The sequence below is a fragment of the Xaviernesmea rhizosphaerae genome, assembly GCF_001938945.1.
Lineage (GTDB): Bacteria > Pseudomonadota > Alphaproteobacteria > Rhizobiales > Rhizobiaceae > Xaviernesmea > Xaviernesmea rhizosphaerae.
The window spans coordinates 194,149-207,532 of the sequence record NZ_MKIO01000040.1 but is presented as its reverse complement, the minus strand read 5'-3'; the positions used below and the strand labels follow the sequence as shown (position 1 = coordinate 207,532).

8 protein-coding genes and 1 tRNA gene are annotated in these 13,384 nt (G+C 66.2%); 3 read left to right on the top strand and 6 right to left on the bottom strand.

From position 1 onward, the window contains the following. Positions 1–139: 139 nt before the first annotated feature. The 3 genes from yidC to rpmH form a co-directional block, all read right to left on the bottom strand. A complete protein-coding gene (gene yidC, locus BJF92_RS20380; RefSeq protein WP_075636576.1) occupies positions 140–1,948 on the bottom strand; it encodes a membrane protein insertase YidC in 1,809 nt (602 codons plus the stop codon). Further along, the gene (rnpA, locus tag BJF92_RS20375; RefSeq protein WP_075636575.1) at positions 1,948–2,337 is read right to left on the bottom strand and encodes a ribonuclease P protein component; all 390 of its coding nucleotides are present in this window, start codon (positions 2,335–2,337) and stop codon (positions 1,948–1,950) included. The genes yidC and rnpA overlap by 1 nt, the downstream gene beginning before the upstream one ends. 120 nt (positions 2,338–2,457) lie before the next feature. After that, complete coding sequence (gene rpmH / locus BJF92_RS20370) at positions 2,458–2,595, bottom strand: 50S ribosomal protein L34 (RefSeq protein ID WP_075636574.1); 138 nt, start codon at positions 2,593–2,595, stop codon at positions 2,458–2,460. 392 nt (positions 2,596–2,987) lie between these two features. On the opposite strand from rpmH, the gene BJF92_RS20365 reads away from it, so the two are divergent. From BJF92_RS20365 to BJF92_RS20355, 3 genes are all read left to right on the top strand, one after another. Continuing rightward, a complete protein-coding gene (locus BJF92_RS20365; protein WP_075636573.1) occupies positions 2,988–5,225 on the top strand; it encodes a methyl-accepting chemotaxis protein in 2,238 nt (745 codons plus the stop codon). A gap of 611 nt (positions 5,226–5,836) precedes the next feature. Then, entirely contained in the window at positions 5,837–7,327 is a 1,491-nt protein-coding gene (locus BJF92_RS20360; protein ID WP_075636572.1) for a sensor histidine kinase, read from the top strand. 369 nt (positions 7,328–7,696) lie between these two features. Then, positions 7,697–7,773: transfer RNA gene (locus BJF92_RS20355), tRNA-Arg, on the top strand. 101 nt (positions 7,774–7,874) lie between these two features. On the opposite strand, the gene BJF92_RS20350 is transcribed toward BJF92_RS20355, so the two are convergent. The 3 genes from BJF92_RS20350 to putA form a co-directional block, all read right to left on the bottom strand. Then, on the bottom strand, positions 7,875–8,378 hold the full coding sequence (locus BJF92_RS20350; protein WP_075636571.1) for a DUF1810 domain-containing protein: 504 nt from the start codon (positions 8,376–8,378) through the stop codon (positions 7,875–7,877). 462 nt (positions 8,379–8,840) lie between these two features. After that, complete coding sequence (locus BJF92_RS20345; RefSeq protein WP_075636570.1) at positions 8,841–9,422, bottom strand: IMPACT family protein; 582 nt, start codon at positions 9,420–9,422, stop codon at positions 8,841–8,843. Between the two features lie 97 nt (positions 9,423–9,519). Then, positions 9,520–13,239, bottom strand: a complete 3,720-nt coding sequence (gene putA / locus BJF92_RS20340; RefSeq protein WP_078058290.1) for a trifunctional transcriptional regulator/proline dehydrogenase/L-glutamate gamma-semialdehyde dehydrogenase — start codon at positions 13,237–13,239, stop codon at positions 9,520–9,522. Positions 13,240–13,384 lie beyond the last annotated feature (145 nt).

Below are 13,384 nucleotides of genomic sequence, written 5' to 3'. Positions count from 1 at the left end.
CCGGGCGCGAGGCCCGGGGTCTTGAGAGCATCGGACCGAAAAGTGGGAACCGGTTTCCGGAAAAATACGATGCAGAAACGAAAATCCGGAGCATCGGACCGCTGATGATTGTCGGTCCGATGCTCCGGGAAAACCCGGCCTATTCCGCCGGCTTTGGCTTCTTGAAGAGGCCCTTGATGTTGTCGAACAGCTCCACCTTGACCCCGTGGCGGCGCATGATGATCGCCTGCTGGATCACCGAGAGCGTGTTGTTCCAGGCCCAGTAGATGACGAGGCCCGAGGGGAAGCTCGCCAGCATGAAGGTGAAGACCAGCGGCATCCAGGTGAAGATCATCGCCTGGGTCGGGTCCGGCGGCGTCGGGTTCATGCGCATCTGCAGGAACATGGTGATGCCCATCACGATCGGCCAGACGCCGATCATCAGCGCATGCGGCACGTCATAGGGCAGCAGGCCGAACAGGTTGAACAGCGAGGTCGGATCGGGGGCCGACAGATCCTGGATCCAGCCGAAGAACGGCGCATGGCGCATTTCGATGGTCACGTAGATGACCTTGTAGAGCGCGAAGAACACCGGGATCTGCAACAGGATCGGCCAGCAGCCAGCCACCGGATTGATCTTCTCGTCCTTGTAGAGCTGCATCATCGCCTGCTGCAGGCCCATGCGGTCTTCGCCATACTGCTTCTTCAGTTCCTCCATCTTCGGCTGAACCTTCTTCATGTTCGCCATGGACGCATATTGCTTGCTGGCGAGCGGGAAGAAGAGAAGCTTGACGACGATTGTGGTCATCAGGATGGCCACGCCGAAATTGCCGAAGAAGCGGAAGAAGAAGTCCATCAGCTTAAACATCGGCTTGGTGATGAAGTAGAACCATCCCCAGTCGATCAGCAGGTCGAACTTCGGAATCTGGTAGCTGGCCTCATAGCCGTCGATCAGCGGCACCTGCTTGGCGCCGGCGAAGACCAGCGTCTTCAGCTCCTGCGTCTGGCCGGCGCCGACGGTGAGCGCATCCTGGCGATAGTCCGCCTGATAGCTCGGGCGGCCCTGCGTGAAGTGGTTGTAGCTGGCCTCATAAGCGAGGTTCTGCTGCGGAACGATGGTTGCGGCCCAGTACTTGTCGGTGATGCCGGTCCAGCCGCCGGTCGCCTTGCCCGGCTTGACGGCAACGTCGTCCTCGACCTTGGTGTATTTGATTTCCTGCAGGCCATGATCGCCGAGATAGCCGATGAAGCCTTCATGCAGAACGTAGACGCTCGGCGTCGCCGGCTTGGTGTTGCGCGTCACGCGGCCATAGGGCTGCAGCGAGACGGGCGCGCCGGAGGCATTGGTGATCTTGTCGACCACCTGGAACATGAAGTGCTCGTCGATCGAGATCGTGCGGGCGAAGGTCAGGCCCTTGTCGTTGGTATAGGTCAGCGTCACAGGCGTCTGACTGGTGAGCTTGGCGCCCTCGGGAGCGGTCCATACCGTCTGCGGGCCGGGAACGGCGCCGGTCTCGGCGGTGCCGACATAGCCGAGCTCGGTGAAGTAGCCGTCGGCGGTTTCGCCCGGGCTGAAGAGCGTGATGATCGGGCTCTTCTTGTCGACGGTCTCGTGATATTCCTTGAGCTTCAGGTCGTCGAGACGGGCGCCGGTGAGGTTGATCGAGCCGGCGAGCGCTTCGGTGTCGATCGCCACGCGCTGGGTGCGGGCGAGAACCTGGTCGCGCGAAAGGTCTGTGGCCAGCGGGCTGCCGGCGGGCGCCGCGCCGTTTGCGGTCTGGCCGGGTGCGGGCTGGCCAGCCTGGCCGGCGGCGGGATTGGCCGCCTGCTGCTCGGCGATCTGCGCCTGGCGCACCTGTTCGGCGGCGCGTTCGCGCTCCATCTTCGGATTGATGTAGAGGAACTGCCAGGCGATCAGGATCAAGACGGACAGGGCAATCGCCACGAAGTAATTGCGGTTGTTTTCCATTAATCTTTCCTGGAGCCGGCTTTTTCGGGCCGCGTTTGTCGGGTCTTGCCGTCGATTCGTTCGACGAGGGCCCGCTTCAGCCTGTCGAAGGGCACGCTCAGCACGTCGCGCCGGGCGACAATCACATAGTCATGTCCGGGTTTCATGGCGTCATCGGCCGAAAGCCGGACGGCCTCGCGCAGGCGTCGCCGCATGCGGTTTCGTTCCACCGCGTTGCCGTGCTTCTTCGTCACGGTAAAGCCGACACGCGGACCGGTCTCCGGCGCCTTGCGGTCCAGCACCTCCAGAAGGAAGAACGGGCCCTTGCGCCTCTCGCCCTCGCGGACGGCGAGAAACTCCGGCCGGCTTTTCAGCCGCCCGGCAGTCTTCTTGGGAGGGATCGAGGTCATCGCCCGATAGCTCCTCGTTCGATCCGCCGCGATGCGGCTGATCCTTGCGCTCCGAGCAAAGCTCCCCGAGGCCCGCGGCTGTGTCGTTTCACGGCGGATGCGGGCATCGTGACGGGATTCTTAAGCGGACAGCTGCTTGCGGCCGCGTGCGCGGCGGGCAGACAGAACCTTGCGGCCACCCTTGGTGGCGATGCGGGCGCGGAAACCGTGCCGGCGCTTGCGAACCAGCTTGGACGGTTGATAGGTACGCTTCGTCATTTATTTTAATACCGCGGTGTGCGGCCCTTCTTGATTTGCCGTTGCCGGCAATTGAGCGTGGTGAAAGACCCCGCAAAATCTGCCTCATGGGCAAGAGCGGGGCCGGACGCGCGGCTTATAAGTGGAAATTGCGGCGAAAGTCAATCTGCGCAAGGGCTCGGCAAGGGTGCGGCAGGGGCACGACGGGGGCTGGACCCGGGTTTGGCAACGGCCGGCCGCTCATGAGCCGGCTAGCGCTTTGCGCATGCGATCGCGGATCGGGTGTCTGCCTGCCGGCATGCTCTTCATGATTTCTTTGGTTGTTTGCGCGAAGCATGTCGCTTCGGGCCGTCGGGAGGCCGCCTTTATCTGAGGGGCGCCGTTGGGCGGGGACCCGGGCGAAGCGAGGGGCGATGCGCATCAGGGGTAAAATCAACGTTATCTTGGCCGTCATGGGCATCGTGACCCTGCTGGTGGCCGCCACGGCCATGATGGTCGTTCGGCTTTATGACAACCACTTCGACCGATATGTGAGCCTGACGGAGCGCGTCTATAATGGCGAACGCATGAACCGTCTGGTCACGGCTGTCGTCATGGAATCGCGCGGCATTTATGCGGCCAAGTCGCTGAAGGATGCCGCCAAGTTTGCCGACGGAATGGAAAAGGCGCTGGCCGATATCGACCTTCTGCTCGAAGGCTGGCGCCGGCTGGTGCCGGATGCCGAACGCCCTGCCTTCGACGCCATGCTCGGCAAGGCGGCGGAATTCCGCACGGTGCGTCAGGAGACGATCCGGCTCGGTCGCGAGGTTTCACCCGAGGCTGCCAGCGTCCAGGGCAACAATGATGCCAACCGCGCCAATCGCAAGGCCTTTCAGGCGACCATCGACGGCATCGTCGATCAGGATCGCCGGAGCCTGGAGAACATCCGCAAGGCTGGCGATGAGCTCGTGTCTTTTGCCACCCTGCTGATCGCCTTGGCCGCCGGCCTCGGCCTGATCGTCAGCATGGCAATCGGCCTGATGATGGCGCGGCGGCTGAGCCGGCCGATCCTGACGCTGTCCGACACGATGAAGCGTCTGGCCGGCGGCGAGCTGGAGACGCCCGTGCCCTTCGCCGAGCAGACGGACGAGGTGGGCGAGATGGCCCGCGCCGTCGAAGTCTTCAAGCGCAACGGTCTGTCCATGACCGCGCAGGCGCGGGAAGAAGCCCGCCAGCGCGCCCGCGCCCAGGAATTGCAGACCCATGTGGCCAGCCTGGTTTCGGCCGCTGTCGTCGGTGATTTTACCCGCCGCGTGCCCGAGCGCAGCGGTGATCCCGCGCTCGACCAGTTCGCCGCCAGCGTCAACGCGCTGGTGGAAAGCGTGGAGGCCGGCATTGGCGAAACCCGCCATGTCATCGCCCGCCTCGCGGAAGGCGATCTGAGCCAGAACATGACCGGCAATTTCCGCGGCGCCTTCGCCGAATTGCAGACCAATATGAACGAGACGCTGTCGCAGCTGCGCACCACGATGCAGGACCTGCGCAGCGCCACCGACGGCATTCACGGCGGGGCGGCCGGCCTGCGCCAGGCCTCCGACGATCTGTCGCGCCGCACCGAGCAGCAGGCTGCCGCGCTGGAAGAAACCTCCTCGGCGATCGAGGAGATCGCCTCGGCCGTGCGTCTGTCGACCGACCGCGCCCAGGAGGCTGCGGTGGTCATGACCGACGCCGCCCGCAGCACGGAACAGTCCGGCGTGATCGTGCGCGATGCGGTCGATGCCATGCAGCGCATCGAACAGGCCTCCGCCGAGATCGGCCAGATCACCAATGTGATCGACGAGATCGCCTTCCAGACCAATCTTCTGGCGCTCAATGCCGGGGTGGAAGCGGCGCGCGCCGGCGAGGCAGGCAAGGGCTTCGCGGTGGTCGCCCAGGAGGTGCGCGAGCTGGCCCAGCGCGCCGCCAAGGCAGCAAAGGATATCAAGGGCCTGATCGCCCGCTCCGGCAACGAGGTGTCCAGCGGCGTGCGTCTTGTCCAGGAGGCCGGCCGGGCGCTGAGCTCGATCGACGCGCGCGTTCAGTCCGTTGACGGTTATATCCGCGAGATCGCGACGGCTGCGCGCGAGCAGTCCACCGGGCTGAAGGAGGTTTCGACCGCCATCAATGCGATGGATCAGGTCACCCAGCGCAACGCCGCCATGGTCGAGGAGATCAATGCGGCCACGCACAAGCTGGCAAGCGAGGCGGATCATGTGTCCGACATGGTCGCGAGCTTCCGTCTCGAAGAGGGCGCTGGCGCCCGCACGGGCTTTGCGCCGGCGCCGCACAGCGCCGATCGCACGGCGAGCCCCGCCACCGCCCCGCGCGCCTCTCAATCCCCGCCGCCACTGTCCCCCACCGCGCGCTCCGAGCGCGCCGGCTTCACGCCCGCGCCCGCTGCCGGACGGGGCACGAGCTCCGCCTCGTCCTCCTCCGCCGCCCCGGCGCCCGGGCGGCCCGCATCCGGCTTCGGCCTGAGGCTTGGCCGCGCCAAGGCGCCACGCGTCGCCCCGGCGTCCGAATCGAGCCGCGCCGTCGTCTCGCCGGCCCGCCAGATGATGAAGACCGTGGCCAAGGCCTTCGCGCCGGCCCAAAGCGCCAAGCCGGCCGAAGACAATTGGGAGGAATTCTGAGGACCGGAAGTGCCGCGGCATCGAAACGCGGCAACCGTCTGTCCTCCCGCACCGGCCGGCCCGACTTTTCCCGCCGCGTCCTGGCTCGACCGGTTTGCAAGCCGGTCGCCCCCCATTCCCCAAAGCGCCCGAGGGGCGCCCATAGCCGATGCGCGCCACCGGCGATCGTCGCCCCGCGACGGATTACCAGGGCGCGTGCCGGCCGGCATTGATCGCCCCCGCGTGATTTTCTCGGGAAAAGCTGAGCCGGAGGGCTTTTACCGTCGCCAATCCGCCATACTTTCTGCCACCGTAGAGATGATGCAACCAAGCGCCGCTGGAGCTTGAGAGCTTGCTATCGGCGAGAGGTGCATGAGATCGCGGACGAGCCCGAGTTCGCTTTGCAGGCTGTCAGCCGACCCCGCAGAGGTGACAGGCAGAGTCGGCAGACAGATGCAGCAGGCAACACGGAATCTGAAGCGCGAATGCCGTTCCGTGCTCTTGAGAGCGCGGCCTTGCGGCAGCGCGCATCAACGCTCTGCTCTCGCGCAAGCGGCGGGGTGCCGGCATCGCCTTGAGGGATCCACCGTGACAGGGATGGCGTGAAAACAGGGGACGTGTGGACGAAGGTGATGGAGAATGCGACCGCGCAACAGGAAGAAGCGCGCCATCAGGCGCAGCCTTCCGCGCGCCCGCTGTTTTTCCGCGGCCTCTCCGGCAAGCTCCTGCTTCTGACGGTGATCTTCGTGATGGTCGCCGAAGTGCTGATCTTCGTGCCTTCCATCTCCGCCATGCGCATTCGCTGGCTGGACGACCGGCTGAACACGGCCGCCGCCGCCGCCGTGGTGGTGGACGGGCTGCAGAACATCCAGCTCGACGGCAAGGTGCGCGAGGATACGCTGCGCACGACGGGCGCGCTCGCGATCGCCCTGCGCCACAAGGACGAATCGCGGCTGATCGTTGCCGATGAGATGCCGCCGCAGGTCGACGGCCAATATGATCTCGATGACGACAACCCGCTGCTGGCCATCCGCGACGCGCTGGATACGCTGATCTTCGGTGGCGACCGCATCATCCGCGTCTACGGCGCCATCGATGAGGATGGCGGCGATACGGTGGTCGAGCTGGTGATGCAGGACAGGACCCTGCGCAAGGCGATGCTGCGCTATGCGCGCAATGTCTTCCTGATCTCGATCGTGATCTCGCTGATCACTGGCATCTTCATCTTCGTCGCGATCAACCGCATGATGATCCTGCCGATCCGGCGGATGACCGACAATATGCAGGCCTTTGCCGCCGATCCGAACGATCCCGGGCGGGTGATGGCGCCCACGCCCGGTGGTGATGAGCTGGCGACCGCCGGGCGCCATCTGGCCGAGATGCAGCGCGAGCTGCAGAAGACGCTGAAGGAGCAGAAGAACCTCGCCGATCTCGGCCTGGCCGTGTCCAAGATCAACCATGATATGCGCAACATGCTCTCCTCGGCGCAGCTGATTTCCGACCGCCTGACCGATGTCGACGATCCCATGGTCAAGCGCTTCGCGCCGACGCTGTTGCGCGCCATCGACCGCGCCGTGTCCTACACCACCCATGTCATGTCCTATGGCGGGGCCAAGGAGAAGGCGCCCAACCGGCGCTGCCTGAAGCTGAAGCCGCTGGTGCAGGATGTGGTCGAGCTTCTGGCGGTCGATGCGCGCTCGGGCATCGAGGTGCGCCTGCAGATGGATGGCGACATCGAGGTCGACGCCGATGGCGAGCAGCTTTTTCGCGTGGTGCACAATCTCGCACGCAACGCGCTGCAGGCGCTGCAACAGGAGCATGCCGAGGACAACAGCGTCATCACCATCGCCGCCAACCGCACCGGCAGCGTTGTCTCCATCACCGTGGACGATACCGGGCCCGGCATGCCGCAGAAGGCGCGCGAAAACCTCTTCTCCGCCTTTCGCGGCTCGGCCCGCTCGGGCGGCACCGGCCTCGGTCTGGCGATCGCCCGCGAGCTGGTTCTCGCCCATGGCGGCACCATCGCGCTGGTGGAGAAGCCAACGCGCGGCACCCAGTTCCGCATCGAGATCCCCGACAGCCCCGTCTCCCTCGACCTGTTCCGCTCGCGCTCGGGCCATTGACGCGTCGCGGCCGTCGCCCAGACGCGGTTGCGCGATCACGGCGTCTTGCGCAGCTGCCCGGGAGGAAAGGCTGCGTCGTCATGAGCCGACAGGCTGTGAAACGGGAGGGCCGCTAGCGGATGTCTCGATGCCCGCAATCTTCAGCCGAAACTTTTCGATGCCGACCGTGGACCGCGGACGGCGGCGCGCCTTAGCGCGTGGCAGGCAAGCGCGCAGAGGGAGCAAAAGAGCACTTTTAAAAATCCATTATTTTCAAAGACATGCGGATTTTGTCCGTGTTTTTTGCATTTTTCGTGACATTTCCGCTTGCAAAGGTCCGGGGCAATTTGTAGAGAACCGCCACGCAAGCGGTTCAGCCCGCTGCCACACGCACCCGTAGCTCAGCTGGATAGAGCACCAGACTACGAATCTGGGGGTCAGGAGTTCGAATCTCTTCGGGTGCGCCATTTCTTCTCAATTACGAAAATAAAATGATGCAGCCCTTTCAAAGGGTTTGCGCTAATCATTCAGGCGCGGCGGTCGTAAGAGCGGGCCGATGATGCTGCCATCACCGGTGCTGGTTCAACAAATCGATCGTCATGACATCCGGCTTGCCGTTGTAGAAGCGCCGGATGGCCATTTTGAACCTGTCGGCATCGAGGCCGGCCGTTTCGGCCACCGCAGCAAACAGCGTCATCGACGAGTGAAATTTCAGCGCATCGGGCGTGCCGAAGATCGTCAGCGCGGTCGCTGTATCGTCCTGGGCCAGAACCGCCTCTGTGCAGGCGATCAGCCGTTCGCCGAGGCAGGGATGGGCCAGATAAGCCAAGGCCTCCGCTGCCCCTGAGAGCGCGAAATGGCGGGCGGTGGAGGAGCGGCCGAGCCCTGCAAGCTGGGGAAAGATGAACCACATCCAATGCGTCTGCTTGCGCCCGGCCTGCAGCTCCGCAAGCACCGTGGGATAGACATGGTTCTGGGCGTCGATGAAGCGGGCCAGGTTGAAGACGTCCTTCTGTGCCCCGGCCGCGACCCTCTCGCTCTGACTGTAAAGAATGCGCGGCAGCGCTGCCATGATCGCCTCTCTCCGTTTGATTGCCTTGCCGATCCCGTGCGTAAACGCTGCCGGTCCTCATGTCTGGGACATGCACCCGGGATCTGCTCCCGCACGGTTTGCCGAAGCGCTCAGGCCTGACAGGCCAGGCCATCGCAACAAGCCGGATGGTCTGCCTCGTCTCTCATGCATCGACGCGCAGGTTCGGTGCGGACGCCTGGAGAAGGGTGCTGAAAATCGGGCGCAGTCCGATGCTTCAGGATTTTGTTTCCGCAACGGATTTTTCCGAAAGCCGGCTCCCGCTTCTCGGTCCGGTGCTCTAACGTTTCGGCGGCCGGTTGGTTCGCGAAGGGTAAGTGTTTCCGAACAATTCTCCCGCGCGGACGCGGGCATCTCATCCTCTGGCGCTCTCTGACAAGGCAGGGCGGGGTAGGCGGAGGATTCACGTTGGCGTGTGGAATTGCCGGGCGTTCCGGGCTCTGTTCAGTCAAAGGCGAGCAGGCTCTGGCCGCGGGTCAGGTCGCGCACCAGCTCGGCGATCGCCTCCGCCGAGGTGACCGGCAGCGCGAGCTCCAGGGTCGCGCCTTCGCCGGTGAAGTGCTCGGCGGTGATGGTCACGCCCTGCTGGGTCAGGCGGGCCTTGACGCGCTGGAGATCGGAGAAGCCGACGGCGAGCGAGCTGCTCACCGTCTCGATCCGCTCGATGCGCGGCGCGCAGTGGAGCGCCATGGCCGCCGTGCCGCCATAGGCGCGCACCAGGCCGCCGCTGCCGAGCAAAATGCCGCCGAACCAGCGGGTGACCACCACCACGACCTGATCCAGCCCTTGCCCGTCTATGGCCGCCAGGATCGGCCGGCCGGCCGTGCCGCCCGGCTCGCCATCGTCGCTGAAACGGTAGACCTGTCCCAGGCGATAGGCCCAGCAATTATGCGTGGCGGCGGGATCGCTGACCCTGTCGATGAAGACGCGCGCCTCCTCGGCATCGGCAATGGGGGCGCAGGCCGCGAGAAAGCGGCTTTTGCGCACCTCCTGTTCCAGGGTCACGGGTTCGGCAAGGGTCAGCATGATCCCCGGCTTATACGCACTGGCACAGGCTCTGCGAAGAGGGGATGCCGGCCCACCTGCGCGGGCCGGCTTTGCCTCGTCCGCTGACTTGGCCTTCTCAGCCGATCGACATCAGGCTGGCATTGCCGCCGGCCGCTGTGGTGTTGATGCTGGTCGAAACCTCCTCCAGCAGGAAGTTCAGGCCATAGGCTTCGGGATCCGCGGCCAGCGCCTGGCTGGTGGCGGCCTGGGTCAAGAGCAGCGGGCCCGGCAGGCTGGCAATGCGCCGCTGCGCCTCGACGAGCTCCGGGCCCTCGCCCTCGATCAGCGCGCCGGCGAAAGGGCCGGCCGCCGACCAGTCTGTCGCCTGGCTCACGCGCCGCGCCACGCTTTCCGGCAGGCCGGCAAGGCTTGAGTCCAGACCGGCCGCGCCATCCACCACCGCCTCGTTGCCCGTCGCGAGCACGGCCGAAAGCTGGCGCATCAGGCCGGTCTCGGTCTTGGGCTTGAGCAGGATGCGGCCGCGCGGATGCAGCGCATAGAGATTGCGCTCGCCCACGGGCCCCGCCAGTTCGGTGACGAAGCCGAGCGCCGAGCGGCCGCCGATCTCGCGCGCGGCCTCCGCATCCTGCGCGCGGCCCTTGCCATCCAGCCAGCGCGCAAAATCCGTCAGGCCGGGATCGACCGTGACCGAATTGATCTGCGGCGGCAGCGGCGCCACCGGGGTGAGGCGGCCGAGATAGAGCGGGCCGCCGGCCTTCGGTCCGGTGCCGGAGAGGCCGCGCCCGCCAAAGGGCTGCACGCCGACCACGGCGCCGATGATGTTGCGGTTGACATAGACATTGCCGACGCGCACCCGGCTCGTCACATGGGCGATGGTCTCGTCCAGCCTTGTGTGCAGGCCGAAAGTGAGGCCGTAGCCGGTGGCGTTGACGCTGTCGATCAGCCGGTCCAGCCCGTCGCGGCGGAAACGCACGACGTGAAGGACAGGGCCGAAAACCTCGCGCTCGAGATCGGCGAGCGTGGCGATCTCGATGATGGCGGGGGCGACGAAGGTGCCATGCGCGGTGCCCTCGGGCAGGGCGATGCGCTCCACCTTGTGGCCGCGCGCGGCCATCGTGGCAATGTGGGTCTCGATGGTGGCGCGGGCCTCCTCGGTGATGACGGGCCCGACATCGACGGCCAGCCGGTCGGTGCGGCCGATCACCAGCTCGTGCAGCGCGCCCTTGAGCATGGCGAGCACGCGGTCGGCCACGTCGGTCTGCAGGCAGAGAACGCGCAGGGCCGAGCAGCGCTGGCCGGCGCTGTCGAAGGCGGAGGCGATGACATCGGCCACCACCTGTTCGGCAAGCGCGGAGGAGTCGACGATCATGGCGTTCTGCCCGCCGGTCTCGGCGATCAGCGGGATCGGCCGCCCGGCGGGCGAAAGCCGTTCGGACAGCTGGCGCTGGATCAGACGTGCGACCTCCGTGGAGCCGGTGAACATCACGCCCGCCGTCTCGGCCGCGCCCACCAGAGCCGCGCCCACCCGGCCATCGCCGGGGACGAGCTGCAGCACATCCTCGGGCACGCCTGCCGCATGCAGGAGGCGCACGGCCTCGGCGGCGATCAGCGGCGTTTCCTCGGCCGGCTTGGCGAGCACGGGGTTGCCGGCCACCAGCGCCGCGGCCACCTGTCCGGTAAAGATGGCGAGCGGGAAGTTCCAGGGGCTGACGCAGACGACGGGGCCGAGGCCCTGATGGGCCGGGCCGAAGGTCTTGAGCGCCTGTTCGGCATAATAGCGCAGGAAATCCACCGCCTCGCGCACCTCGGCGATGGCATTGGCGGCGGATTTGCCGGCTTCGCGGATGATCAGGCCGAGCAGGATCGGCATGCGCGCTTCAAGCGCATCGGCGGCCGCCGTCAGGCAGGCGGCGCGGGCGGCGGGCGGCGTGGCGGCCCAGCGGGCGGCGGCACCCTGCGCGCGCGCCATCGCGGCCTCCACATCCTGCGGGGTCGCATCCTGAACCTGGCCGACCGGATCGCGCCGGTCGCCGGGGTTGGTCACCGTCACCGCACGGGCCGGATCGAAGGCGAGGCCGGTCGGGGCGGCCCGCCAGTCGATCGCCGCACTGTCCTGAAGGCGTGCGCTCAGTTCGCCCAGAACCGTTTCGTCGGACAGGTCGAGCCCGGCGGAATTGCGCCGCGCGCCATAGAGGTCGCGCGGCAGGGCGATCTTCTCATGGCCGGCGCCCGGGCGCGCCATGGCCCGCACGACATCGGCCGGATCGGAGATCATCTCGTCGACGGAGACATTCGGATCGGCAATGCGGTGGACGAAGGAGGAATTGGCGCCGTTTTCAAGCAGGCGGCGCACCAGATAGGCCAGCAGTGTCTCATGCGTGCCGACGGGCGCATAGATGCGCGCGGGACGGTTCAGCTTGGCCTCGCCCACCACCTCGTCATAGAGCGGCTCACCCATGCCATGCAGGCACTGAAACTCGTAATCGCCGACCTTGAAGTCGGGGCCGGCCAGATGATGGATGGTGGCGAGCGTCTGGGCATTGTGCGTGGCGAATTGCGGGAAGATCACGTCGCGCGCGGCAAGCAGCTTGCGGGAGCAGGCGATGTAGGAGAGGTCGGTGTGGACCTTGCGCGTGAACACAGGGAAGCCGGGAAGGCCATCGGTCTGCGCGCGCTTGATCTCGGCATCCCAATAGGCGCCCTTCACCAGCCGCACCATCATGCGGTGGCCGGAGCGGCGGGCGAGGTCGATGATGTAATCGAGCACGAAGGGGCAGCGCTTGCCATAGGCCTGCACCACGAAGCCGAGGCCGTTCCAGCCAGAGAGCGCGGGATCGAGACGCAGCGCTTCCAGTATGTCCAGCGACAGCTCCAGCCGGTCGGCCTCTTCCGCGTCGATGTTCAGGCCGATGTCGTAGCCCTTGGCGATCAAGGCGAGCGCGCGCACGCGCGGCAGCAGCTCGGCCATGACGCGGGCGGCCTGGGCGCGGGAATAGCGCGGATGCAGGGCCGAGAGCTTGATGGAGATGCCGGGCCCTTCATAGATGCCGCGCCCGGCCGCTGCCTTGCCGATGGCGTGGATGGCATGTTCGTAATCGGCATAATAGCGGGTGGCATCGGCGGCCGTGGTCGCGGCCTCGCCCAGCATGTCATAGGAATAGCGAAAGCCCCGGCTTTCCAACGGCCGCGCGCGCTTGACGGCTTCCTCGATGGTTTCGCCGGTGACGAACTGCTCGCCCATCATCCGCATGGCCATGTCGACGCCACGGCGGATCACCGGCTCGCCGGCGCGCGCGATCAGGCGGGTGAGCGCGGTGGAAAGGCTACGGTCGTTGACGGTGGAGGTCAGCTTGCCGGTGACGACGAGGCCCCAGGTGGCGGCATTGACGAAGAGCGAGCGCCCGCCGCCGACATGGGAGCGCCAGTCGCCATGGGCGATCTTGTCGCGGATCAGCGCATCGCGCGTGTCCATGTCGGGAATGCGCAGCAGCGCTTCGGCAAGGCACATCAGCGCCACGCCCTCCTGGCTGGAAAGCGAATATTCCTGCACCAGCCCTTCCACGCCCGTGCCCTTGTGCTTGGCGCGCAGCGCGACGATCAGCTTGCGGGCAATCTCGCGGATCGCCGTCTTGTCTGTGTCCGGCAGGCTGGCCTCAGTGAGAAGGGGCGCGACCGCCTCCGCCTCGTCACGCCGGTAAGCCGCGGTGATGGCGGCGCGCAGTGCCGTCGGCTGGGACACCGGCGGGGCGAAGGCGGCAAAGGCCGGCGGGGTCGGATCGTCGCTGCGGACCGGCAGGTCGAGGGGCTGGCTTCCGGTGGTCTGGGGCAGGGACATGACGGTCGATCCTCAAGGGGTTCAGCGGGCGCCACCGGCGACCCGGCCGGCAGGGGCCGGCATTGCCCGCGATCATAGCGCGCTTTCCGCCGAATGACGATCCGGATAAACTTAGAAATCATGGATGAAATCGCTATTTAATCCG